Below are 23,302 nucleotides of genomic sequence, written 5' to 3'. Positions count from 1 at the left end.
GCCTTTTTCATTAGCTCAGGACTTCAACACGGCGAGTCGCGGGCTTCGCCATCGAGATCGACTCAACCCAATTCGATGATTTCATAATCGTGGGTGATTTCGACGCCGGCGGCGCCGAGCATGATCGAAGCCGAGCAGTATTTCTCGGCGGACAGCTCAATGGCCCGCTTGACCTGGGCTTCCTTCAAGGCTCGCCCCTTCACCACGAAATGCATGTGGATCTTGGTAAATACCTTTGGATCTTCGGTGGCACGCTCCGCTTCCAGGAACGCTTCGCAGCTTTCGACGGCCTGGCGGGACTTTTTAAGAATGCTGACCACGTCGAAATTGCTGCAACCGCCTACGCCCAACAGGAGCATTTCCATCGGCCGAACACCCAGGTTCCGACCACCGGCCTCTGGCGGGCCGTCCATGACGACCACATGACCACTGCCTGACTCACCGAGGAACATGGCTTCGCCAGCCCATTGGATGCGTGCCTTCATCGCCAAGACTCCACTGTTAAAAAAGGGTCGCCAGCTTAGCACAGCGCTTCGCCATGACCGCTCTTCGTCTTAGAGCCCCGTCCTGCCAGCCTGTAGGTAAATTCTCAAATCTATTAAGGACGCCTCTGTTAAGCTGGCGCCAACTCGCTGGCGTATGGCCAGCTTTTAGCGATAGCTATTCGCCTTCATACAAAAACAAACCACCACACCGCGCAGTCTTTCGGGATACAACCATGGTTGCCATTACTCCCACGTTCAAGATCAAGAATCTCGACAAGCTCTTGATGCATTGCCAGCGCCGCCGCTACCCAGCCAAACACAACATCATTTGTGCGGGAGATCGTTCCGAGACGCTGTTTTTCATCATCAAGGGCTCGGTCACTATCCTGATAGAAGATGATGACGGTCGGGAAATGATCATCGCCTACCTCAATTCCGGAGATTTTTTCGGTGAGCTGGGGTTGTTCGAACAGGCGGGCAAGGAACAGGAACGCAGTGCCTGGGTGCGGACCAAGATTGAATGTGAAGTTGCGGAAATCAGCTACGCCAAATTCCGAGAACTGTCCCTGCAAGACCCGGACATTCTTTACGTCCTCAGCGGACAAATCGCACAGCGCCTGCGCAATACCACCCGCAAGGTCGGCGATCTCGCATTTTTCGACGTCACTGGACGTGTCGCACGTTGTCTGTTGGAGCTGTGCAAGCAGCCCGATGCCATGACCCACCCGGACGGCATGCAGATCAAGGTGACCCGCCAGGAGATTGGCCGGATTGTCGGTTGCTCCCGTGAAATGGTCGGTCGCGTACTCAAGGACCTGGAAGAGCGCAACCTGGTCAGCGTCAAAGGCAAGACCATGGTGGTGTTCGGAACGCGTTAAGCACCCAGCAGTTGGGTCAGCAGTTCCCGGTACAGCACGTCGAGTCGCTCCAGTGCGTGCGGCGCCGGGAATTTTTCACGCAAGGCAATGTGACTCTCGGCACGCACTCGCTGCTCCAGGCCACAGGCCTCATTGAAGCGATTGACCGCCGCGACCATGGACTCGCGCTCGTTCTCCAGCAAAAGCGCGCCATGCACCAGCCCCACCGGACGCTGGCCACCCTTGCTCTGGCGCCAGCGTTGAGCGGTGCCGACCATTTTCCGGCCGTCGAGGTTGACGTTGAAGCGCCCGTCGCAAAAGGCCCCTTCCACTTCTCCCAGCGAAGCCACCCCGCCCAATTCATCCAACAGCTGGCAGATGGGGTCGCACAACCGGCGATACCCGGTTTCGATGCGGCCATGGTCGCCTTCGCTGCGCGGTGGCGCGTAGACCAAGGCGATATTGACCGTAGCGACCGATTGCGGCACCGGCTCACCACCGGTTTCACGCAGCAGGACTGGCCAGCCTTGGCCGGCCGATACTTCACTGGCGTGCTCGAACCCCGGCAGTCGACTCAAGCGGCGCGGCATGACCAGCGCGCGGTCATTGGGCTGCCAGAACAGCAGGCCGAACTCGGCGTCGCCCGCGCAGATGCTGGCCAACAGGTCCTGTTCGGCTTGCAGGCCAGCTTCGACGGAGAGGGAAATCACAGGCGACATGGATCAGTCCAGCGTCGAGCCGCTCACCGGCAGGCCTCGTTCAGGAAAGAACAGTCGCTGCAATTCAGTACCCGGGTTCTCGGCCCGCATGAACGCCTCGCCCACCAGGAACGAGTACACATCGCTGACTTCCATCAACTCGACATCGGCCCGGTTGAGGATGCCGCTTTCGGTGATGACCAAGCGATCACGCGGGATGCGTGGCAACAGGTCCAGGGTGGTTTCCAGGCTGACTTCAAACGTGTGCAGGTTGCGGTTGTTCACGCCGACCAGTTTGGTATCGAGGGTTTTCAGGGCTCGCTCCAACTCATCGCCATCATGGACTTCCACCAGGACATCCAGCCCGACACTCTTGGCCACGGCCGCCAGCTCGGCCATTTTCACGTCATCCAGGGCAGAGACGATCAACAGCACACAATCGGCGCCCAGCGCACGCGCCTCGACGATCTGGTACGGGTCGATCATGAAATCCTTGCGGATCACCGGCAACTTGCACGCCGCCCGCGCCTGCTTCAGGTAGTCATCGGCCCCTTGGAAAAAGTCGACGTCGGTCAGCACCGAGAGGCAGGTCGCACCGCCTTTCTCGTAGCTCCGTGCGATATCGGCCGGAACGAAGTGTTCGCGAATCACGCCCTTGCTGGGAGAGGCCTTCTTGATTTCAGCAATGACCGCCGGCTGTTTTTTCTTGGCCTGATCGATCAGCGCCTTGGCAAAACCGCGCGGCGCATCCGCTGAACGCGCCAGGTTTTCCAGCTCGGCCAGACTGACGCGAGCACTGCGCTCAGCCACTTCCTGGACCTTGCGAGCCAGAATGTTTTCCAGAACCGTTGGCACGCTCATCCTTCGTTCTCCACTTTGAATACGGCGGTAAATGCACCCAACTCTTCGAGTTTTTCCCTGGCCAGGCCAGTGTGCAGTGCGTCATGGGCCAGTTCCACGCCTTGCTTGAGGCTGCTGGCGTGGTCGGCGGCGTACAACGCAGCACCGGCATTGAGCACGATCATCTCGGCGGCTTTCTGGCCATTCTCGGTCTTGCGGCGCCCCAGGGCATCGCGGATCAGCTCCAGCGACTGGGCCGGCCCATCGACCGCCAGGCCATGCAAGCTCTGGCTTTTCATGCCGAGGTCTTCAGGTTCGACCCAATACTCACTGATCTGATCATTTTTTAGTTCGGCCACGAATGTGGGCGCCGCCAGGCTGAATTCATCCAGGCCATCCTTCGAATGAACCACCAGCACGTGCTTGCTGCCCAGGCGTTGCAGGACTTCGGCCAATGGCCGGCACAACGCCTGGCTGAACACCCCAACCACTTGATGCTTCACGCCGGCCGGATTCGTAAGCGGGCCGAGCATGTTGAACAGCGTACGCAGGCCCAGGTCACGGCGCGGCGCGGCAGCGTGTTTCATGGCACGATGGTGGGTCTGGGCAAACATGAAACCAATGCCGACATTGTCGATGCAACGCGCCACTTGAATCGGTGTCAGGTTCAGGTAGATGCCGGCGGCCTCCAGCAAATCGGCACTGCCGCTCTTGCCTGAGACCGCGCGGTTACCGTGCTTGGCTACGGTGCAACCGGCCGCCGCGACCACAAACGACGAGGCGGTGGAAACGTTGAAGATATTGGCGCCATCACCACCGGTGCCGACCACATCGACCACACCGTCCAGCGTCTTGAGTTCGACCTTGTCCGCCAGTTCGCGCATCACCGACACGGCGCCGACGATTTCATCGATGCTCTCGCTCTTCATGCGCATGGCCATCATGAACGCACCGATCTGCGCATCCGTGCATTGGCCGGTCATGATCTCGCGCATCACGTCGCGCATCTCGTCGGTGCTCAGGTCGAGATGGCCGACGATACGGCTCAGGGCTGTCTTGATATCCATGAAAAGTCCTTAGCGCGTGCCGCCGGTTTGTTTGAGGAAGTTGGCGAACAGCTCGTGGCCCTGCTCGGTGAGAATAGACTCGGGATGAAATTGCACACCCTCGATGTTCAATGTCTTGTGGCGCAGCCCCATGATTTCATCGACCGAGCCGTCTTCAAGCTGGGTCCAGGCCGTCAACTCCAGGCAGTCAGGCAGCGTTTCGCGCTTGACGATCAAAGAGTGGTAGCGGGTTACGGTAAGCGGACGATTCAGTCCCTCGAACACGCCCTTGTCCTCATGGAATACCGGGCTAGTCTTACCGTGCATGACTTGTCGGGCGCGCACGACATCGCCGCCGAACGCTTGGCCGATCGATTGATGCCCCAGGCAGACGCCCAGGATCGGCAGCTTGCCGGCGAAATACTTGATGGCGTCGATGGAAATGCCCGCTTCGGTCGGCGTGCATGGCCCGGGGGAAACCACGATGCGCTCAGGCTTGAGGGCTTCGATTTCGGCGATGGTCAGTTCGTCGTTGCGCACGACCTTGACCTCGGAGCCCAGCTCGCCAAGGTATTGCACAACGTTGTAGGTAAAAGAGTCGTAGTTATCGATCATCAGCAACATGGCTAAGCAACCTATTGAATTCACTGACTTTGAACACAGCCTTCAGAGAGTGACCCGCACGCTGCTGCGCTTGGCGAGGCGGTTGATGCCCCGGCGAAGCGGTTCTACAGCGGGTAAAGAAGGCAAATCGGTACAGGTCCGGCGAAGCCGGCGGAGAATGTTCAGGCGCGCCAACGCCAACGGGCGTGTGCCTTGATCATTTGATCCAGAAGTTTGCTGGCAATCGACACAGGGGAAGTCTCGTTCATACGTTCCGGCACAGTAGCTTAGCTGGGCGGAGCACGCAATATGACCGTTCCCGAAGGGCTTTGAAACAATCGCGACGTTCCGGATAGATGGCAAAATGCCGAAAGTTTTTGGTACTGTCGTTTCGTTTTCTAACAACAAAAAAATAAAAACGGATTTCCCCATGATCAAAAAGACGTTGTTCGTACCGATTGCCGGTTGCCTGCTGGCGATGGCCTGCGCCCAGGCGAGCGCCGCCCCCAACCCGTACTCCAAATTCATTGTGTTCGGCGACAGCCTCAACGATGCAGGCCAGTTCGCCGACCCGAATGGCCCGCCCGGCTCGACCGAGCGCTATACCAACCGAACCGGTCCGATCTACACGGACGGCAGCGGTGAAGCCTATTCGGCCAACTCCACCCAACTGCTCGGTGGGCGCCTGGGCTATTCCGCCGACGAGACCGCCGCCTCCACCTCGGCGGTCCGCGCCGACCAAGGGCTGGCAGACGGCAACAACTGGGCGGTGGGCGGTTATCGTACCGACCAGATCCTCGAATCGATCACCGGTGTATCCGACACCGGCGAGCGCAGCCGTCCCGGCTACCTGCAGTCCAATGGCCTGCGGGCCGATCCGAATGCGCTGTATTACCTTTCCGGTGGCGGTAACGACTTCCTCCAAGGCCGGGTATTGAACACCGCGCAAGCGAACGCCGCCGCGGACCGCCTGGCCGACAGCGTCCAAGTGCTGCAAACGGCCGGTGCCCGCTATGTGATGGTCTGGCTGTTGCCCGACCTGGGCCTGACGCCGGCCCTCAACGGCGGCCCCTTGCAGGACACCTTTTCGCAACTGGGCAATCAGTTCAACCAACAACTGATCACACGCCTGCAAGGCATCGACGCTGAAATCATTCCACTGAACATTCCGCTCTTGCTGAAGGAAAGCTTCGCCGATCCGGCAAGATTCGGCCTTGCCACCGGGGAGAACCTGACTGCAACCTGCTTCAGCGGCAACGGCTGCACGGAAAACGCCACCTACGGCATCAACAGTGCCACACCAGACCCCAGCAAGCTGATCTACAACGACGCGGTCCATCCAACCGAAACCGGGCAAAAGTTGATCGCCGACTACGCCTATTCTCTGCTCGCGGCGCCCTGGGAATTGACGTTGCTGCCGGAAATGGCCCACTCGACCCTGCGTGCTCACCAGGACGAGTTGCGCAGCCAGTGGCAATCGGACTGGGAGGACTGGCAGGCGGTCGGCCAGTGGCGAGCCATCGTGGCAGGTGGCGGCCAACACTTGGACATGGACAGCCAGGGCAGCGGCGCCAGCGCCGATGGCAGCGGCTACAGCCTCAACGTCGGCGGCAGCTATCGCCTCAACGAGGCTTGGCGCGTAGGTGTCGCCGCCGGCCTCTACCGCCAGGACATGGAAGCAGGCCATAACGATTCGCAGTACAAGCTCAACAGCTACCTGGCCACCGCCTTCGCCCAGTTCCAGCAAAACCGCTGGTGGGCCGATGCGGCACTGACTGGCGGCAAACTCGACTACGACAACCTGGAACGCAAGTTCGACCTGGGCGTCAACGAAGCCCAAGAGAAAGGCGACACCGACGGCCATCTCTGGGCATTCAGCACACGGGTGGGCTACGACATTGCCCAGCCGGGCAGCGAATGGCACCTCTCGCCGTTTATCAGCGCTGACTATGCGAAGGTGGAAGTCGATGGCTACTCGGAAAAGAGCAACCGCTCCACGGCCCTGACCTTCGATGACCAGACCCGCGACTCGAAACGCCTGGGCATTGGCTTGCAGGGCAAATACAACATCACCCGGCAGACCCAGGTATTTGGCGAATATGCCCACGAGCGCGAGTACGAAGACGACACGCAAAAGGTCAACATCGCCCTCAACAGCCTGCCAGCCAACGATTTCACGCTGGAAGGCTACACGCCACAGAGCCACCTGAACCGCCTGAGCCTGGGGGTCAGCCACAAATTGACCAACGACCTGGCGCTGCGGGGCGGTTATACGTTGCGCAAGGATGATGACTTGACCCAGCAGGAGGTGAGCCTGGGCGTCAGCCTGGACTTCTGATCGAGGCGAGCCGGTGGGAGCGAGCTTGCTCGCGATAGCGGACTGTCAGGCGACCTATGGGTTGAATATGACAGCCTCATCGCGAGCAAGCTCGCTCGCACATTTTGATCGAGTCGCTGAAGGACCTGTGGCGAGGACGTTCGCTCCCTCGCCACAGTTGTTGGAGGTTTTCAGTCGTTCGAGGTCTGCTCGGCCAGCGCCACGGCGCGGAACATCGCCCGGCGTTTGTTCAGGGTTTCTTCCCATTCCAATGCCGGCACCGAGTCGGCGACGATGCCGCCGCCGGCCTGCACGTGCAGTTCGCCGTTCTTGATGACCGCGGTGCGGATAGCAATCGCGGTGTCCATGTTGCCGTTCCAGGCGAAATAACCCACGGCCCCGCCGTACACCCCCCGCTTGACCGGCTCCAGTTCGTCGATGATTTCCATCGCGCGGATTTTCGGCGCGCCGGACAAGGTGCCCGCCGGCAGGATCGCCCGCAAGGCATCCATGGCCGTCAGCCCGGCCTTCAATTGGCCGGTGACGTTGGAGACGATGTGCATCACGTTGGAATAGCGCTCGATGACCATCTTCTCGGTGAGTTTCACCGAACCGATTTCCGAGACCCGCCCGGTATCGTTGCGCCCCAGGTCGATCAGCATCAGGTGCTCGGCGATTTCCTTGTCGTCCGACAGCAGGTCCTCTTCCAGCGCCCGGTCAGCCTCCTCCGTGGCGCCACGGGGGCGAGTGCCGGCAATCGGTCGCACGGTGATCAGGTTGTCTTCGACCCGCACCAGCACTTCGGGCGAACTGCCCACGACATGAAAATCGCCGAAGTTGAAGAAGTACATGTAGGGCGTCGGGTTGAAGCAGCGCAGCGCCCGGTAGAGATCGATGGGCGCGGCTTTGAAGTCGATGGACATCCGTTGCGACGGCACCACCTGCATGCAGTCGCCCGCCAGGATGTATTCCTTGATGGTATCGACGGCGCGTTCGTAATCGTCCTGGGTGAAACTGGAACGGAACACCGGGTCGGCCGCCGACTGCTTGCTGAAATCCAGGCCCGGACGCGGCGTGATCGGCTGACGGAGTTTTTCCAACAGCGCCTGCAGGCTTTTCTGACCTTGCTCGTAGGCATCTTCCCGGGACGGGTCAGCCAGGACGATGGCGTGCATCTTGCCGGCGAGGTTATCGAAGACCACGACGGCGTCGGAGACCATCAGCAAGATATCCGGCACGCCCAGGGGATCGGGGTTCGGGCAGGTGCCAAGGCGTTTTTCCACGTAGCGCACGCAGTCGTAGCCGAAATACCCCACCAGGCCACCGTTGAAGCGCGGCAGGCCAGGGATGGTCGGCACGTTGTAGCGGGCCTTGAAGGTTTCGACGAACGCCAGCGGGTCTTCGACGTCGAGGCTTTCGATTTCGACGCCGTCGTGGGTCACGCTGATGCGATGGTCATGGACCCGCAGCACCGTACGGCACGGCAGGCCGATGATGGAATAACGGCCCCACTTTTCCCCGCCCTGTACCGATTCGAGCAGGTAGGAGTTGGGCTGGTCGGCCAGCTTGAGGTAGATCGACAGCGGCGTGTCGAAGTCGGCCAGGGTTTCGCAGGCAAGGGGGATGCGGTTGTAGCCGGCAGCGGCTAGACGCAGGAATTCTTCGCGGATCATGGGGTGCCTCGTGGCAAGAGGAGCTGACAGTCAGGTATGCAAACGCGCCGGATAACCGGCCAGGATCACGTCAGGCGCGCCAACGCCAGCGGGCCAGGGCCTTCATGACTTTCATCCAGAGTTTGCGAGTGACCACCACGATGGCGTTTCCAGAAGAGGATTGAACAGCGTCGGGCAACGTTATCTCAGCGGCCGGGTCCAGGCAACCGGGAATTAACAGGCGCAAATCGTCGATCACCAGCGTCGGAAACTCTTCGGCGATGGGCCGGCCGTGGTTGTAGCCGTAACTCAGCGCCACGCATTTGACCCCTGCCGCCTTGGCCGCCAGCACATCGCTGCGCGAGTCGCCGACGAACAAGGATTGGGAGGCCGGGATGTTGGCCATTTTCATCACGAAGAACAGCGCGGCCGGGTCAGGTTTTTTCTGTGGCAAGGTATCGCCGCCGATGATCCAGCGGAAATAGCGGCCGATTTTCATCTGGTCCAGCAACGGCGCAACGAAGCGCTCCGGCTTGTTGGTAATCAGGGCCATTTCCACACCCTGCTTTTTCAGCCACTTGAGCGTGGAGCGTACACCGGGGTAGACCACCGTCAGCTCATGGTTGCCTTCGTAGGCTTCGTTGAACAGCTCCAGCGCCCGCTCGGCCTCGGCGTCATCGACGCCCTGGGCATCGATGTGATTGGCCAGGGCCCGGCGCACCAGCATGGGGGCGCCGTTGCCCACCCAGTGGCGCACCGAGTCGATGCCGGCGGACGGACGCCCGAGCTTGAGCAGCATACTGTCCACGGCCGCCGCGAGATCCGGGACCGAATCGACCAATGTGCCATCGAGGTCGAACATCACCAGACGCGGCAAGCTGCCGGGGAACAGCTGCTCGAAGCCGCTCATGGGCGCGCCAGGGCCAGTTCGGCGCGCATTTTTGCAATCACCTCGTTGTAGTCGGGGGCGTTGAAGATCGCCGAGCCCGCGACGAACGTGTCGGCGCCGGCCGCGGCGATTTCACGGATATTGTTCACGTTCACGCCACCGTCGATTTCCAGGCGGATGTCACGCCCCGAGGCGTCGATCAGCGCCCGGGCTTCGCGCAACTTGTCGAGGGTGCCCGGGATGAACTTCTGGCCGCCGAAGCCAGGGTTGACGCTCATCAGCAGGATCATGTCGACCTTGTCCATCACGTACTTGAGCACGTCCAGGGGCGTCGCCGGGTTGAACACCAGGCCGGCCTTGCAACCGCCCTCGCGGATCAACTGCAGGGAGCGGTCGATGTGCAGCGTGGCTTCTGGGTGGAAGGTGATGTAGGTGGCACCGGCTTCAATGAAGTCACCGACGATGCGGTCCACCGGGCTGACCATCAGGTGCGCGTCGATCGGCGCGGTGACGCCGTACTTGCGCAGCGCCGCGCAGACCATCGGGCCGATGGTCAGGTTGGGTACATAGTGGTTGTCCATGACATCGAAGTGCACGATGTCGGCCCCGGCGGCCAGAACGTTGTCCACTTCCTCGCCCAGGCGGGCGAAGTCGGCGGAGAGAATCGACGGAGCAATAGCGAAGGGCTGCATGACGCACCTGTTTTGAGCGAAATCACGATGGCGCGCATTGTATACCTCAAGATTTGGCGCGCCCACCGTGACCGTCGATCAATACGCCGCGCGGTAGATCTTCTCGATGTCGCTGGCGGTCAGCTTGCGTGGGTTGTTGCGCATCAACCGCTCGATCCCCACGGCCTCCAGGGCCATGGACGGAATCACGTCCTCGGTCACGCCCAGGGTACTCAGGCCCTTGGGAATTTCCACGGCGGCGCACAAGGCGACCATGGCTTCCACGGCTTCGTCGGCGGCCTCCATATCGCTCAGATGGGCAGTCCTGATGCCCATGGCTTCGGCGATGTCACGCATGCGCTCGACGCACGCCATCTTGTTCCACGCCATGACGTACGGCAGCAACAATGCATTGGCGACGCCGTGAGAAACGTGAAAGCGCCCACCTAACGGATAGGCCAGCGCGTGCACCGCGCCAACCCCGGCATTGCCGAAGGCCATGCCGGCCATCAGGCTGGCCGTGGCCATGTCCTCACGGGCTTGCAGATGCGCGGGGTTGGCGTAGGCCTTGGGCAACGCCTTGCTGATCAGCTTGACCGCGCCGATAGCCAGGGCATCGGTGATCGGCGACGCATTGAGCGACAGGTAGGCCTCGATGGCATGGACCAGCGCGTCGACACCACTGGACGCCGTTACGCCACGGGGGCACGTGAGGGTCATCTGCGGGCTGACCAGCGCCACGTCCGGCAACAGAAAATCGCTGACGATGCCTTTTTTCAGCTGCGCGGCCTTGTCGGAAAGGATCGCCACATTGGTGACTTCCGAACCGGTCCCGGCTGTGGTGGGGATGGCAATCATGGGCGGGCCTTTGCGCGGCACCTGATCGACGCCGAACATATCTTGCAGCTCGCCGTGGTACCCGGCATAGACGCCCACGCACTTGGCAATGTCGATGGCACTGCCGCCGCCCAGGCCGATCAGGCCATCATGACCACCGTCGCGGTAGGCTTGCATGCAATCCTCGACGATGGCGATTTCCGGGTCCGGCATGACCCGGTCGAAAATCTCGTAGTCGCGTCCTCCCAGATGTTGCAGGGCCAGTTCCACAGTGCCGGACTGGACCAACGCCGCATCGGTCACGATCAGCGGGTTGTCGACGTCCAGGCGCGTCAACTCGGCGGCCAGTTGCTCGATGGCAGCGGCACCGGTGATCAGTTTATGGGCGATCTTGAATGAGGAAAGACTCATGTGCGCGGCCTCTTATTCGAGTATGGGCTGGCACAAGGATAGCTCGGTATTGAGGGTTGTCTGCCATTCAGCTTATGAATGCAATGAGAAACCCTGTGGGAGCGAGCTTGCTCGCGATAGCGCACTGACATTCAGCATCAATGTTGAATGCTCTACCGCTATCGCGAGCAAGCTCGCTCCCACATTTGGACAACGCTGACCTTCAGACCTGGGCCGTGCGCAACTTCTCGCTACGCCCACGCAACCACTCCAGGGTCAGCAGCAGGATCACCGAGAAGGCAATCAGCAGCGTCGCCGCCGCGGCGATGGTGGGGCTGAGGTTTTCGCGGATGCCGCTGAACATCTGCCGTGGCAACGTTGCCTGCTCGGGGCCGGCCAGGAACAGGGTCACCACCACTTCATCGAACGACGTCGCGAAGGCGAACAGGGCGCCGGAGATCACGCCCGGGGCGATCAACGGCAGGGTCACCCGACGAAACGCCGTCAGTGGCGAAGCCCCGAGGCTGGCGGCGGCGCGGACCAGGTTGTGATTGAACCCCTGCAAGGTCGCCGACACCGTGATGATGACGAACGGTACCCCCAGCACGGCGTGGACCACGATCAGCGAGAGGAAACTGTTGCCCATCCCGAGCGGTGCGAAGAACAGATAGCTGGCCACGCCGATGATCACCACCGGCACCACCATGGGCGAAATCACCAGGGCCATCACCAGCGCCTTGCCCGGGAAGTCACCGCGGGTCAGGCCGATGGCCGCCAGTGTGCCAAAGATCATCGCCAGCAACGTCGCCGCCGGGGCCACGATGATGCTGTTTTTCAGCGCCCGCATCCATTCGGCCGAGGCGAAGAAATCGTGGTACCACTGCAGCGAGAAGCCTTGCAGCGGGTACACCAGGAAACTGCCGGAGTTGAACGACAGCGGAATGATCACCAGCACCGGCAGGATCAGGAACAACAGGATCAGCCCGCAGAGCGTGCGCAAGGTGTAGAACCACACCCGTTCGACGGGAGACATGTAAGGACTCAGCATTTCGATCTCCCCTTAGCTCAGGCGCAGGCGACTGGCGCCCACCAGCCGGTTGTAAATCAGGTAAAGCACGACGGTCGCCAGCAACAGCAGCCCGCCGAGCGCCGTGGCCATGCCCCAGTTGATACTGGTGTTGGTGTAGAACGCGACGAAATAGCTGACCATCTGGTCGTTCGGGCTGCCCAGCAGCGCCGGCGTGATGTAGTAGCCGATGGCAAGGATGAACACCAACAGGCAACCGGCGCCGACACCGGCATAGGTCTGCGGGAAATACACCCGCCAGAAACTGGCGAACGGATGGCAGCCCAGGGAAATCGCCGCCCGCATGTAGGTGGGCGAGATGCCCTTCATCACGCTGTAGATCGGCAGGATCATGAACGGCAGCAGGATATGGACCATGGAGATGTAGACACCGGTGCGGTTGAACACCAGCTCCAGGGGCTTATCGATGATGCCCATGGCCATCAGGCCACTGTTGATCAGGCCGCCCGACTGCAGCAGCACGATCCACGCGGCGACGCGCACCAGGATCGAGGTCCAGAACGGTAGCAACACGAGGATCATCAACAGGTTGCTTTGGCGCGACGGCAGGTTCGCCAGCAGGTAGGCCAGCGGATAGGCCAGCACCAGGCAGATCGCGGTGATGACCAGGCCCATCCAGAACGTGCGGGTGAAAATATCCAGGTAAATCGCCTGGTCGGGAGTCGCCGGGGCCAGTTCCCCCAGGTCATCGATGCGGTGGTCGACGGCCGCCAGCAGGTAGTACGGGGTGACGTTGCTGGTGTTGCGGCGGACCACCTGCCAGTACGCCGGGTCGCCCCAACGCTCATCGAGGTTCTCCATGGCTTCTTTATAGGAAGCCGGCTCGGTGGCAAACGGCAACGCCCGAGCAGTCTTGGTCAGCAGGCTGCGATAGCCGGCCAGTTCCATGTTCAGGCGCTTGGACAAGTCACCCAGGGTCTGATTCTTGCGGGCTTCGGCCAGGTCTTCACTGGCAGCCTTGTACACCGGCTCGCCCGGCAAACCGCGTCCGTCCCAGGCCGCGACGGCAGCGACCGTGCGAGGCATGGCGCCCACCACTTCCGGGTTGCTGACGCTTTTGAACAGCAGTGCCACGATCGGCACCAGGAACACCAGCAACAGAAACAGCACCAGCGGCGCGATCAAGGCCTGGGCCTTCCAGCGGTTGACCCGCTCGGCGCGCTTGAGCCGTTGCTTGAGGGTGGGGCTGGTGCCCGCGTTCAGTGGAACGGCGATGGCCATGGCGAACTCCGCAAATCTTTTTATCGTTACAGGGGCGGCGGGCCGCCTCTGTTCTTTTGAAACACCCGCTTGGAGCAAAAACCTGTGGGAGCGAGCTTGCTCGCGATGGCTACGGCACATTCAACATTGATGTGTCTGACAAACCGCTATCGCGAGCAAGCTCGCTCCCACATGGATTTCATCCAGCTTCAGAGCGTCGGGTTACTTGGCCGCCCAGGAGTTGAAGCGCTGCTCCAGTTGCTCACCGTTGTCAGCCCAGAAGCTGACGTCGATCTGCACCTGGTTGGCGATGTTTTCCGGGGTGGTCGGCATGTCTTTGAGGACATCCTTGGCCAGCAACGGCACAGCCTGGGTATTGGCCGGGCCGTAGGCGATGTTTTCCGAGTAGGTCTTCTGCTGCTGCGGTGCGACCGAGAAGGCGATGAATTTCTTCGCCGCTTCGGCGCGAGTCTTGTCCAGGCCGCGCGGGATGGCCCAGGCGTCGAAGTCGTAGATACCGCCGTTCCACACCACTTTCAGGTTGCTTTCTTTCTGTACCGCAGCGATCCGGCCGTTGTAGGCCGAGCTCATGACCACGTCACCGGAAGCCAGGTATTGCGGCGGCTGGGCGCCGGCTTCCCACCACTGGATATTCGGCTTGAGCTCGTCGAGCTTCTTGAACGCACGGTCCTGGCCATCTTTGCCGGCCAGCACTTTGTAGACGTCTTTCGGCGCTACGCCGTCGGCCATCAAGGCGAATTCCAGGGTGTACTTGGCGCCTTTGCGCAGGCCGCGCTTGCCCGGGAATTGCTTGGTGTCCCAGAAGTCTGCCCAACTGGTCGGCGCGGTCTTGAGTTTGTCGGCGTTGTAGGCCAACACGGTCGACCACACGAAGAAACCTACGCCGCAAGGCTGGATGGCGCCCTTGACGTAGTCTTCGGTCTTGCCGAACAGGGCCGGGTCCAGTTGCTCGAACATGTCTTCGTCACAACCACGGGACAATTCCGGAGACTCGACTTCCACCAGGTCCCAGGAAACGCTCTTGGTATCGACCATGGCCTTGACCTTGGCCATTTCGCCGTTGTACTCGCCAGCCACGATCTTGCCGTTGCCAGCCGCTTCCCACGGTGCGTAGAAGGCTTTGACCTGAGCCGCCTTGTTCGCCCCGCCGAAAGACACCACGGTCAGGTCCGGGCCCGCCGCCATCGCGCTTGCCGCACCCATCATGCCCAGTGTCAGGGCTGTGAACTTCAGGGATCTCAACATTTATTGTTCTCTCCACGTGCAGGGTTGGTGTTGGTACAGCAGGGGGCGATCAATTCGCCTCTAGAAGGGGATCGAGCGCACGCACATGCTCGACTTGCCAGCCAAGCGGAACCACGTCGCCGACGGCGAGCCCGGGATCGAGCTCGGCAATCGGTTGCTTCACGAAGAAGTCGTTCTTGCCACAGACTTCCAGGCGAACCCGGACGTGGTCGCCCAGATAGATGAATTCCGCCACCCTCCCTGAGAAGCGGTTGACACATTGTTCGCTGACGCCGTTGAGGCTCACCCGCTCCGGACGAATCGACAGGGTCACCGGCTCGCCCGGCTGACCGACATTCACCGCCAGGGCCTCGACTTTCTCGCCGCGCGCCAACTCCACCAGGCAACGATCGCCGGTGTGGCTGTGCAGGCGACCGTTGAGACGGTTGTTTTCGCCGATGAAGTTGGCGACGAAAGTGTTTTTCGGCTCTTCATACAGGGTGCGCGGTGGGGCGATCTGCTGGATTTCACCCTGGTGGAACACCGCCACGCGGTCGGACATGGTCAAGGCTTCGCCCTGGTCGTGGGTCACGTAGACCACGGTCACGCCAAGGCGCTGGTGCAGGTGTTTGATTTCCATCTGCATGTGTTCACGCAATTGCTTGTCCAGCGCCCCCAGGGGTTCGTCCATCAGCACCAACTGCGGCTCGAACACCAGCGCCCGGGCCAGGGCCACCCGTTGTTGCTGGCCGCCGGACAATTGCGCCGGGTAGCGTTGGGCGAAGCTGTCCAGCTGGACCATGCTCAGGACACGCTTGACCCGATCACTCACGTCGCTCTTGTTCAGGCCTCGCACGGTCAACGGGAAAGCCAGGTTCTCGGCGACGGTCATGTGCGGGAACAAGGCGTAGTTCTGGAACACCATGCCGATGTCGCGCTTGTGCGGCGGCACATTGTTGATCGAACGCCCGGCCAGCAGGATCTCGCCGGCGGTTGGGGTTTCAAACCCGGCGAGCATCATCAGGCTGGTGGTCTTGCCGGAGCCGGAAGGCCCGAGCAGGGTCAGGAATTCGCCTTTGCGAATGTCCAGGTTGAGGTCTTTGACGATCAGGTTCTCGCCGTCGTAGCTCTTCTGCACACCACGAAAGCTGACCAGCACATCGCTGGCCCCCGCGCTTGAATCGACCTGGCTCATACCCGCACCTTTTGTTTTGATGACTGCTTGTGAATCAAGCCTAGTGGACCCTGGGGTCCGCGCAAATCGGGGCGCAGGAGAGAATCGCCTCAGCCGGATGGAAGAGTCGGGGTAGGGATCGCCCTACAAGGATGGCGGGATTGGGTAAGTGCGGCGGCGCGTTTCAAGCGCCAAGCTGCAAGTAAGGGCAAAAAGCGCTGTCGGGGTGTGTCGCAAATGGATATGCCAACACAAAACCCTGTGGGGGCGAGCTTGCTCGCGATAGCGGAGTGTCAGCCGACATCAATATTGAATGTGCCGCCGCCATCGCGAGCAAGCTCGCTCCCACAAGTGGAAATTGCGGGGCTCAGAGCAACTTGTGCTCCATCGCATATTTCACCAACTCGGCCAATGAGGTGATGTTGAGTTTCTGCATCAGCCGCGCCTTGTGGGTGCTGATGGTCTTGCTGCTCAGGGCCAGTTGCTGGGCGATGTCGTTGACGTTGGCGCCCTGGGCCAGGCGTTCGAAGACCGAGAATTCACGCTCGGACAGCAGCGAGTGCAGCGGTCGCGTGTCCGTCAGGCCGACTTCGAAGACCATGCGGTCGGCCAGGTCCGGGTCGATGTAGCGCCCGCCCGCCGCGACCTTGCGAATCGCCATGAGCAGCAAGGCCGGGTCGCTGTCCTTGGTTGCGTAACCCGCGGCGCCGACCTTCAGGGCACGGGCGGCCATTTGTGCCTCGTCATGCATCGACAGCACCAGGATGGCCGGCGGATTGTTCAACGCACGGATCCGCGGGATCGCTTCCAGGCCGTTGACACCCGGCATGGAGATATCCAGCAGCACCACTTCGCAGGGCACCTGGCGCAGGGTTTCGAGCAACTGTTCGCCATTGCTCGCCTCCCCCACCACCAGCAGATCCTTGGCCAGGCCGATCAACTGCTTGATGCCTTCGCGGACGATGGTGTGGTCTTCGGCTACCAGTACACGGATCACATTACTCTCCAGATTCAGGATCTCATCGCGAGCCAGTTCGCTCCCACACGGTGTGTGTACACCTCAATCGATGTGGGAGCGAGCTTGCTCGCGATAGCGTCAGCCCAGGCAATCCAAACCATCAGGCCTCATTCAACGGCACCCGCACCGACAGGGTGGTGCCCTCCCCCGGCTCACTGTCCAGGGTCAACTCTCCGCCCATGATCAACACCCGTTCACGCATGCCGACCAGGCCAAAGGACGTTGGCCGGCTCGTATCGGCAATAAATCCTACACCGTCGTCGCTGACGGTCAGACATAAATCAGCGCCTTGCTGAACCAGCGTCAACTCCACAGTATGCGCCTGGGCATGGCGCATCACGTTGGTCAGCGCCTCCTGGAGAATCCGAAACAGGCCGATGGCCTTGGCGTCGCTCAGGGGTGGCAGGTTGTCCGGCACCTGCACCAGGCAAGGAATCTGCGTTCGCGCCTCGAAGCGCCGGGCCTGCCATTCGATGGCCGAAGCGATGCCGGCATCCAGAATTGGCGGGCGCAACGCCGTCGCCACATCCCGCACCAGCTGGAACAGCTGAGCAATCAGGCGCTTCATGCTGTTAAGCCGCTCATGCAGGCCCGGGTCGAGCTGCGCGTAAGCCAATTCGCACATGGAAGTTTCAAGCTTCAACACCGTCAGCATCTGGCCCAGCTCGTCGTGGACCTCCCGGGCAATCCGCGCTTTTTCCTCTTCCCGCACGCTTTCCAGGTGCGCCGACAACTCGCGCAACTGCTCCCGGGAACTGGCCAACTCCAGTTCGATGCGCTTGCTGTCGGTGATGTCCCAGACGATACCGTCCCAGACATAGGCGCCATCTTCGAGACGCCGAGTGATCGCCTTGATCTCGGCCCAACGCTCCTGGCCTTCGCGGGTCAGGATACGGCCCTGCCATGACCAGTCGCTGTCGGTATCCAGCGCCTGGTCCTGGGTGCGGTGATAATCGGCCTTGTCCTGCGGATGCACCAGACTGCGCAGCCCGGTGTCGCTGCGGGCCAGGGTTGCAGGGGAATAGCCCACCAGGCTTTCGCTGCCTTCGCTGATGTAGGCAAAGTCGATCTGGCCGGTCACCGGCGCCCGCTCCAGGCGAAAGACCAGGCCCGGCACGTTGGCGGCGATGCCTTGCAGCCGCGCCTCGCTTTCGCGCAACGCCGCCAGCGCACGTCGGCGCTCGGTCACATCATTGAGGTAGACCACCAGGTATTCGGCGTCGCGAAAACGCAGGAAACTCAGGGAAACGTCGGTCGGCAGAATGCTGCCATCGGCTCGCACGCACTCGGTTTCGAAGCTCAGCGGCCCCTCTTCACTGGCCCGGGCGCGCTTCCACAGATTCAACCAGCGATCCATGTGCAAGCCCGGCTCGAAGTCGATCAAGGGCCGTTCGATGATGGCGCCCGAGGCGTAGCCGAGCATGGTTTCGGCCGCTCGGTTGGCATAACGCACGTGGCTGTCCCAATTGACCCACAGGATGCCGACCGTGCTTTGATCGATGGAGAACTGGGTCAGGCGCAAGGCTTCTTCGCTGGCTGCACGCTGGGCGATGTCTTCCCTCGCGGCACGCAGGCGGCGCTCCAGTCCACGTTGCTGGCGGCGCTGCCAGAACACGATGGCAACGCTGCTGAGCAGCAGGGCCAGGATCAACAGGGTCAGGTTCTGCCAGAAACCCGGGGTCTCGGTCAGGCGCGGGTATTTTGGCTTGAGCCAACGACTGTGCAGTTGCTCCAGCTCCTTGGCCGGGATTGCCTGCAACCCTCTGTCGATGATTTCTGCCAGCTCCGGCCAGTCCCGGCGTGTGGCAACCCGTAGCAACTGCGGCAGGCCAATGTCGCCCACCACCGCCAGCTCGGCGAATTCGGGTTCGACCATCAACCTGCCCAGTTGCGCCTCGTCGACCACCGCGTACCGGGCCTGCTGGGTCAGCAGCAATTGCAGGGCCTCGCGCTCCATCGGCACGCCTTGCAGGTTCAGCGTCGGGTAGTTGCTGCGCAGGTAATCGGCCGTGGCACTGGGCATGCGCACCACAACGCGGGCCTGGGCGTCGAGTTTTTCCAACTCCACCCCCTCGGCGCCTTTCTGCGCACCGACGATCAATTGCGGCACGCGCATGTAGGGATCGGAAAACTGCCAGAGCTTGAGCCCGCCTGGGGATTGGGTCAGGCCCGGAGCGATGTCCACCTCGCCGGCACGCAATGCCGCTTCCAGTTGCGCCACGTCCTGGAAGTTGCGCCAGGTCAGCTCGACGTTCAGCGCCTTGCCCAGCCATTGCATCAACTCGACATTGGTGCCGGACAAACGCTGCAAGCGCCGGTCGTATTGCGCATAGGGCGCCTGCAAGACCAGGCCGACCCGCCACTGCGGATGTTGCACCAGCCATTGGCGCTGCCCTGCATTCAATTGCACCCCAGGCGCCGACGGCGCGGGCGCGGCCCACGCCATCAAGGGAAGCCATAAACAGCCGATAACCCACAGGCAGCAAAAACGCATCATTGAAGTCTCATGCACTGACAAATACTGACCAACCCATTAGGCTGCCGGAAATACTTCTGGTCATGGAATATCCGATGCCCTCTGTTTATCGCCTGGCGTTGCCAGCATTGTGCCTATCGCTGATCCTGCCAAGTGCCTTTTCTGTCCAGGCCAGCGAAACGGCCCCCGCCGCCGAGCAACCCGCCGGGGAAAAACCTGTCGAGCGCCAGCCTTTGCTCGAGCGTAGCCAGGAAGAAGCGGCTGCACTTGGACGAACAGTCCCGCCCCAGGAACAGCAACAGTTGCAGACCGGCAGCGACACCTTCCTCGCACTGTGGAAACCGGCCAATACCAGTGACCCCAGAGGCGCGGTCATCATCATCCCCGGTGCCGGCGAAACCGCTGACTGGCCTCAAGTCGTCGGCCCATTACGCAAAAAGTTGCCCGATGTCGAATGGAGCAGCCTGAGTATCACCCTGCCGGACCTGCAAAGCGACGTCATTGCTCCTCGCGTGGAGGAAGCTGCGCCCGAGACCAAACCGGCCGACACCGCTGCCGCGGCACCGGACGCGACCACTTCGGCGCCGATCGAACAGGTCGCCGGCGGCGAAGCCGATGCGGTGGATCCGCTCGTTGCGCAAACCGATGAAGAGCACGCCAAGGCCGACGCCGAGCGCATCTTCGCCCGCATCGATGCGGCGCTGGCCTACGCCGAACAGCAAAGCGCACGCCGTATCGTGCTACTGGGCCATGGCACCGGCGCCTATTGGGCCGCGCGTTACTTGAGTGAAAAGCAACCCTCGCAAGTCGAACGCTTCGTGATGGTGGCTGCGCAGACGCCGGTCACTGCCAAACCCGGCCTGGCCGAACTGACCCCGACCTTGAAACTGGCGACCGCCGATATTTTCTACATGGACAAACCGCTGGATCGCAACGCGGCGCTGGAGCGCTTGCAGGCGAGCAAACGCTTGAAAGGTTCGACCTTCAGCCAAGTGTCCCTCAAGGCCCTGCCGAACCCGTCGGCGGAGCAGGAGCAGTTGTTTCGTCGGGTTCGGGGTTGGTTGAATCCGCAAAAGGCAGGGGAGTAAGGCTGACAGCTGGCCAAGCCGAACACTAACTTTGTGGCGAGGGGATTTATCCCCGCTGGGTTGCGCAGCAACCCCAAAGCCCGCGCGACAACACAATCTGATGGCGAGCGCTGCGCACTCGAGCGGGGATAAATCCCCTCGCCACAATAAATCCCCTCGCCACAGTGGTTACCTTCCTCTCTACTGTTATCCCTTCTACCGAAAATCCCGCCGCTCGCGAATCAACCGATAGGCGTTATGCAGCTCTCGGGTTTTGTCGGTGGCTTCACGCACCTGCAAAGGCGTCGCCCCGCTGCCGGCAATCTTGTCCGGGTGATGGCGGCTGAGCAGTCGCCGGTAAGCACGCTTGATCTGCGACGGCTCGCTGGTGGCCGAAACCCCCAGCAAGCGCAAGGCCTCCTGATAGGTCACGCCGGCGTTGGGGCGCGACAGTTTCTGCGGTTCGTAATCAGCCGCCAGCGCCTGGACCTGTTGCGGCGTCCAGCCCAACCAGCGGCCCCATTGGGCCACCAGCTCTCGCTCGCCGACACCGGCACGCCCATCGGCCCAGACCATCCGCCAACAGGCGCGCAATACCCCTTCAGCCGCATGGGGCTGGACGGCCAGGCGACGCATGTAACCGCGCAACCGATCGTTTCCGGACTTGCCCCGGTTGAACGCCGCGATCGCCCGGCGCTGCGCCGATTCACTCAAGTCCAACGCCCGCATCTCCTGGCGAGCCTGCTGGATGTGGCCGTCGACCACGCGCCCATCGCATTTGGCCAAGCGCCCGAGCAATACGAACAACAATTCATCGTTGCGCAACGCCGGGCGGCCGCCCAGACGCTCGCGTACTTGCGCCCAGCCCTGCAGGTTCAGGCGCCGGTCCAGCGCCTGCCCCAACAACGCGCCAAGCATGGCCCCCGGAATGCTGGCGATGGCAAAGCCTGCCCCGGCTCCAATCAGAGTCCCTGGCCACCACATATCAACCGCTCGCTTCTATCAAGGTTTCGACCTGCGCCAACCGTTCATGGGTGCCGACATCGACCCAATGTCCTTTCAGGTGCTCGCCACTGACGCACCCTTCGGCCATGGCCGTGCGCAACAGCGGTGCGAGCTTGAAGGCACCGCCTGTGCAACCGTCGAACAAGCGCGGGTGCAGGACGGCAATGCCGCTATAGGTCAGGTTGTCGGCAGGTGTTTGCCCATCGTGAACCTTTCCGTCGGCCAGGATGAAATCGCCGTCCGGGTGATGCTCTGGATTATCGACCAGCACCAGGTGCGCCAGCCCTTTGAGCGGCCTGCGCAAGACGCTGAAATCGTAGTCGGTCCAGATATCGCCGTTCACCACCACAAACGCGTCATCGCCCAGCAGCGGCAAGGCCCGGAAGATTCCACCACCGGTTTCCAACGGCTCGCCTTCGGGTGAAAACCGAATGCTCACGCCAAAACCCGAACCGTCCCCCAGGTGATCTTCGATCTGCTGGCCGAGCCAGGCGTGATTGATCACGATCTCGGAGAACCCGGCCTTGGCGAGCGCCCGCAAGTGGTATTCGATCAAGGGAACGCCACCCACGCGAATCAACGGCTTTGGCGTGGTGAGGGTCAAGGGGCGCATGCGCTCGCCCTTGCCCGCCGCCAGGATCATTGCCTTCATTCTGTTGCTCCGGCCAACTGCCGCAGGCTGCCAAGCAGCTCATCGAGCGGTGCCAGTTCAGGACGCCGGGCGATGACCGCTTCTATATAAGCAAAGAAACGCGGCACATCACCGAGGTAACGTGGTTTGCCATCACGGTGGCAAATGCGCGCGAAGATCCCGATGACCTTGAGGTGACGCTGCACGCCCATCAAGTCGCTGGCCCGCAGGAAATCCTCGAGATCCGGCTGGACGGGAATGCCAAGGGCGCCAGCCTGCTGCCAGTAACGCTCCAGCCAACCACGCACACGCGCCTCGGGCCAACTGAGGAACGCATCCTTGAACAGGCAGGTCACGTCATAGGTCACCGGGCCATAGACCGCATCCTGAAAGTCCAGCACACCGGGGTTCGGTACGCTGAGCATCAGGTTGCGCGGCATGTAGTCGCGGTGCACCAGCACTTTGGGCTGGGCCAGGGCGCTGTCGATCAACAGCTCGCTGGCCTGTTGCCAGAGTTGTTGCTGGGCCGGATCGAATTCGATGCCCAGCTCGCGCTTGACGTACCACTCGGGAAACAATTCCAGCTCCCGACGCAACAACGCGACATCGTAGCTCGGCAACGGCGCGACCATCGGCAGTTGCTGGAAAGCCAACAAGGCCTGCAAGGCATCGTCGAATAAATCGTCGGCATTTTCACCGTCGATCACGTCCAGGTAGGTCTGATTGCCCAGGTCATTGAGCAAAAGAAAGCCGCGCTCAAGGTCTTCGGCATAAATTTTCGGCACGTTGATGCCGGATTTCGCCAGTAAAAAAGCAATATCCACGAAGGGTTTGCAGTTTTCCTGGGGCGGTGGCGCATCCATTACGATCAAACTGCGACCCTCGCCTTCCCAGCGGAAATACCGCCGGAAACTCGCGTCACTGCTGGCGGCGGTCAACGTGGCCGGGGGTACGGTGCCCCAGCCCTGTTGAGTGAAAAGGATCGGCAGTTGTTCATCGAGCCAAACTTTCAGGTGTTGCAAGCGTACATCTTGGTCGGGCATTGCAAGGGTCTCCGACGGCGCTAGCCGTCAAGCGGGTCATGCTTTATTATCCAGCATCTTTTTCAGACCAT

21 protein-coding genes are annotated in these 23,302 nt (G+C 61.5%); 3 read left to right on the top strand and 18 right to left on the bottom strand.

Annotation, left to right across the window (positions count from 1 at the left end; all coding sequences use genetic code 11):
• Positions 1 to 62: 62 nt before the first annotated feature.
• Positions 63 to 485: an OsmC family protein gene (locus AO356_RS14475; protein ID WP_003206127.1), complete on the bottom strand. Its 423-nt coding sequence runs from the start codon at positions 483 to 485 to the stop codon at positions 63 to 65.
• A 233-nt stretch (positions 486 to 718) separates the two neighbouring features.
• Between AO356_RS14475 and crp the strand changes: the two genes are divergently transcribed.
• Positions 719 to 1,363, top strand: a complete 645-nt coding sequence (gene crp, locus AO356_RS14470; protein ID WP_060740379.1) for a cAMP-activated global transcriptional regulator CRP — start codon at positions 719 to 721, stop codon at positions 1,361 to 1,363.
• On the opposite strand, the gene AO356_RS14465 is transcribed toward crp, so the two are convergent.
• Genes AO356_RS14465 through AO356_RS14450 form a run of 4 tightly spaced genes read right to left on the bottom strand, consistent with a single transcriptional unit; the run spans position 1,360 to position 4,550 of the window.
• A complete protein-coding gene (locus tag AO356_RS14465; protein WP_060740378.1) occupies positions 1,360 to 2,061 on the bottom strand; it encodes a lipoyl protein ligase domain-containing protein in 702 nt (233 codons plus the stop codon). The genes crp and AO356_RS14465 overlap by 4 nt on opposite strands.
• Positions 2,062 to 2,064: 3 nt before the next feature.
• On the bottom strand, positions 2,065 to 2,901 hold the full coding sequence (gene trpC / locus AO356_RS14460; RefSeq protein ID WP_060740377.1) for an indole-3-glycerol phosphate synthase TrpC: 837 nt from the start codon (positions 2,899 to 2,901) through the stop codon (positions 2,065 to 2,067).
• Positions 2,898 to 3,947, bottom strand: a complete 1,050-nt coding sequence (trpD, locus tag AO356_RS14455; RefSeq protein ID WP_060740376.1) for an anthranilate phosphoribosyltransferase — start codon at positions 3,945 to 3,947, stop codon at positions 2,898 to 2,900. Before trpD ends, trpC begins: the two co-directional genes overlap by 4 nt.
• 9 nt (positions 3,948 to 3,956) lie before the next feature.
• Complete coding sequence (locus AO356_RS14450) at positions 3,957 to 4,550, bottom strand: aminodeoxychorismate/anthranilate synthase component II (RefSeq protein WP_060740375.1); 594 nt, start codon at positions 4,548 to 4,550, stop codon at positions 3,957 to 3,959.
• Between the two features lie 409 nt (positions 4,551 to 4,959).
• Here AO356_RS14450 and estP point away from each other — a divergent pair, with 409 nt between their 5' ends.
• On the top strand, positions 4,960 to 6,867 hold the full coding sequence (estP, locus tag AO356_RS14445) for an esterase EstP (protein ID WP_060740374.1): 1,908 nt from the start codon (positions 4,960 to 4,962) through the stop codon (positions 6,865 to 6,867).
• Positions 6,868 to 7,037: 170 nt separating this feature from the next.
• Here estP and trpE read toward each other — a convergent pair whose 3' ends face one another.
• The 10 genes from trpE to AO356_RS14395 form a co-directional block, all read right to left on the bottom strand.
• Positions 7,038 to 8,519 (bottom strand): anthranilate synthase component I, encoded by a 1,482-nt coding sequence (gene trpE, locus AO356_RS14440; protein WP_060740373.1) that lies wholly within the window; start codon positions 8,517 to 8,519, stop codon positions 7,038 to 7,040.
• A 70-nt stretch (positions 8,520 to 8,589) separates the two neighbouring features.
• The gene (locus AO356_RS14435) at positions 8,590 to 9,408 is read right to left on the bottom strand and encodes a phosphoglycolate phosphatase (protein WP_060740372.1); all 819 of its coding nucleotides are present in this window, start codon (positions 9,406 to 9,408) and stop codon (positions 8,590 to 8,592) included.
• A complete protein-coding gene (rpe, locus tag AO356_RS14430) occupies positions 9,405 to 10,079 on the bottom strand; it encodes a ribulose-phosphate 3-epimerase (protein WP_060740371.1) in 675 nt (224 codons plus the stop codon). Before rpe ends, AO356_RS14435 begins: the two co-directional genes overlap by 4 nt.
• A 78-nt stretch (positions 10,080 to 10,157) precedes the next feature.
• Positions 10,158 to 11,306: an iron-containing alcohol dehydrogenase gene (locus AO356_RS14425; RefSeq protein ID WP_060740370.1), complete on the bottom strand. Its 1,149-nt coding sequence runs from the start codon at positions 11,304 to 11,306 to the stop codon at positions 10,158 to 10,160.
• Positions 11,307 to 11,508: 202 nt separating this feature from the next.
• Positions 11,509 to 12,333: an ABC transporter permease gene (locus tag AO356_RS14420; protein WP_060740369.1), complete on the bottom strand. Its 825-nt coding sequence runs from the start codon at positions 12,331 to 12,333 to the stop codon at positions 11,509 to 11,511.
• A gap of 12 nt (positions 12,334 to 12,345) precedes the next feature.
• A complete protein-coding gene (locus AO356_RS14415; RefSeq protein WP_060740368.1) occupies positions 12,346 to 13,593 on the bottom strand; it encodes an ABC transporter permease in 1,248 nt (415 codons plus the stop codon).
• A gap of 201 nt (positions 13,594 to 13,794) precedes the next feature.
• Positions 13,795 to 14,838, bottom strand: a complete 1,044-nt coding sequence (locus tag AO356_RS14410) for an ABC transporter substrate-binding protein (protein ID WP_042730717.1) — start codon at positions 14,836 to 14,838, stop codon at positions 13,795 to 13,797.
• 49 nt (positions 14,839 to 14,887) lie between these two features.
• A complete protein-coding gene (locus AO356_RS14405) occupies positions 14,888 to 16,012 on the bottom strand; it encodes an ABC transporter ATP-binding protein (protein WP_060740367.1) in 1,125 nt (374 codons plus the stop codon).
• Positions 16,013 to 16,358: 346 nt separating this feature from the next.
• On the bottom strand, positions 16,359 to 16,988 hold the full coding sequence (locus AO356_RS14400) for a response regulator transcription factor (RefSeq protein ID WP_060740366.1): 630 nt from the start codon (positions 16,986 to 16,988) through the stop codon (positions 16,359 to 16,361).
• 121 nt (positions 16,989 to 17,109) lie between these two features.
• A complete protein-coding gene (locus AO356_RS14395; RefSeq protein WP_060740365.1) occupies positions 17,110 to 19,506 on the bottom strand; it encodes a PAS domain-containing sensor histidine kinase in 2,397 nt (798 codons plus the stop codon).
• Positions 19,507 to 19,580: 74 nt separating this feature from the next.
• Between AO356_RS14395 and AO356_RS14390 the strand changes: the two genes are divergently transcribed.
• Entirely contained in the window at positions 19,581 to 20,573 is a 993-nt protein-coding gene (locus AO356_RS14390) for an alpha/beta hydrolase family protein (RefSeq protein ID WP_060740364.1), read from the top strand.
• A gap of 195 nt (positions 20,574 to 20,768) precedes the next feature.
• Here AO356_RS14390 and AO356_RS14385 read toward each other — a convergent pair whose 3' ends face one another.
• From AO356_RS14385 to AO356_RS14375, 3 genes are read right to left on the bottom strand one after another with little or no spacing between them, the layout of a single operon-like run.
• Positions 20,769 to 21,536 carry a TerB family tellurite resistance protein gene (locus tag AO356_RS14385; protein ID WP_060740363.1) on the bottom strand — a complete coding sequence of 256 codons (768 nt, stop codon included), beginning with the start codon at positions 21,534 to 21,536 and terminating at the stop codon, positions 20,769 to 20,771.
• Position 21,537: 1 nt separating this feature from the next.
• Positions 21,538 to 22,209: an N-acetylmuramate alpha-1-phosphate uridylyltransferase MurU gene (murU, locus tag AO356_RS14380; protein ID WP_060740362.1), complete on the bottom strand. Its 672-nt coding sequence runs from the start codon at positions 22,207 to 22,209 to the stop codon at positions 21,538 to 21,540.
• Positions 22,206 to 23,231 (bottom strand): aminoglycoside phosphotransferase family protein, encoded by a 1,026-nt coding sequence (locus AO356_RS14375; RefSeq protein WP_060740361.1) that lies wholly within the window; start codon positions 23,229 to 23,231, stop codon positions 22,206 to 22,208. Before AO356_RS14375 ends, murU begins: the two co-directional genes overlap by 4 nt.
• Positions 23,232 to 23,302: the final 71 nt, after the last annotated feature.

The organism is Pseudomonas fluorescens, assembly GCF_001307275.1.
Classification (GTDB): domain Bacteria; phylum Pseudomonadota; class Gammaproteobacteria; order Pseudomonadales; family Pseudomonadaceae; genus Aquipseudomonas; species Aquipseudomonas fluorescens_AA.
Note: the sequence above shows the minus strand (reverse complement) of the source record. Positions and strands in the feature narration are given on the sequence as shown.